The 1,334-nt window shown below is 46.9% G+C and carries 3 protein-coding genes; all 3 read right to left on the reverse strand.

Going from position 1 to position 1,334, the window contains the following annotated elements; all coding sequences use genetic code 11:
• Window positions 1-151, reverse strand: a 151-nt coding sequence (locus G5B11_RS19815) for a YqaJ viral recombinase family protein (RefSeq protein ID WP_173729327.1), incomplete at its 3' end; no start/stop codon positions are given.
• Between the two features lie 120 nt (window positions 152-271).
• Window positions 272-1,066: a DUF932 domain-containing protein gene (locus G5B11_RS18660; RefSeq protein WP_173729328.1), complete on the reverse strand. Its 795-nt coding sequence runs from the start codon at window positions 1,064-1,066 to the stop codon at window positions 272-274.
• Window positions 1,063-1,334, reverse strand: a 272-nt coding sequence (locus tag G5B11_RS18665) for a hypothetical protein (RefSeq protein WP_173729329.1), incomplete at its 5' end; no start/stop codon positions are given. The genes G5B11_RS18660 and G5B11_RS18665, both read right to left, overlap by 4 nt.

The raw sequence follows: 1,334 nt of genomic DNA on the forward strand, positions 1-1,334 counted from the left end.
CAGTCTTGTCTTCCCACAGCTGCTGGATGGAACGCCAGGGATTTTTCCCCATCACTACGGAAGCATCAGAGCCTCCGATACCATTTCTGCGGAGTTCCAGCCATTTTTCCCGTGTCAGATCTTTTGTTGAAATCATATTTTCCTTTTTCATTCTGTCTTCCCCTTTTTTAAAATATCTCTTACCTTAATAAACTGGTCTACCGCTACCAAAATATCAAATACCAATAAGCAGATCCCTGCTATCATCTCAAAAATCTTCATTTTTCACCTCTCATGCTGCCAGCACCATCTGATATGCCCTGTCGATCAGCGGATTTCCGTCTGCGGTTCTGGCAAAGATATTCTCTTTGTAATTTGCAGTCTTTCTTCTTGGGGTAGAATGGGTTGCAAAATCCGATACTGCATTGATAAAGCGGTAGCCATTGTTTCCTACGTCTTTCAGATCGGGAGCGTCAAAGTAGCGCATTCTCATGTCTTCTCTCAGTCTTTCTATGCCACGCTTCTGCTGTGGGGTGAAATTTTCTTCTACCGGAAGCAGAATCTCGATATAATCCATGACCTGTTTTTCAGACAGCCTGATTCCCCTCAGATTTTCAAACTCTTTTCCAAGAGCAGACATATACTCGTCTGCCAGGAACAGGGTATTCTTCGCTTCCTCGATCTTTCCACTGATATCCCCTGTGTGGATCATAGACCAGCTCCGCTTTGCCGTACGCAGGGCAAGATTAAGCGTATTATTGCATACTACACGGATAGGGGTAAGCGCCGTCTTCACCGCACCGGAACCGTCATGGGTATTGGAAAATACCATGTATGGGCTGATACGCTCGCCGGCAATGATATATTCCCTTGGAAGTCTTGCAAGCAGCCACACCCTTCTCCCCTCTTGCAGGGATCCTGCTGTTTCGTAGCGCACTCCTTCCTTATCCTGCTTGCCGAAAAAAGAGGCTGCAAAACCTGCAGCCTCCTCTGTTGTTGTAATACCTGTGTTTCCATCTTTCCCCTCGTATAATACGGAGCCTTCCCTTACCAGCTCCGTATGTACACACATGACTCTCTTCTTCATGCTGCCTCCGTTTCTTCCTGCTCCAGGAGCAGCCCAATTTCCTTGATCTCGGTATCCATGCTGTTTTCCAGTTCCAGCTGGAAAGAATCTCCTTTTCCCATCCACCTGGCAAAAAAGAACTGGATCACATTTGGCAGAACCAGGAGACAGCGCAGGACCTCTAATTTCATCTCACCGCTCTTTTCCAGCAAAGTCTCTGCAATATTCTCCCGGCAGTTGATCTGATACGCCCTCTGGTAAATCCTCTCTGGGGCTAACTGTAATACTC

The organism is Blautia glucerasea (assembly GCF_013304385.1).
GTDB classification, from domain to species: Bacteria; Bacillota; Clostridia; order Lachnospirales; family Lachnospiraceae; genus Blautia_A; species Blautia_A ammoniilytica.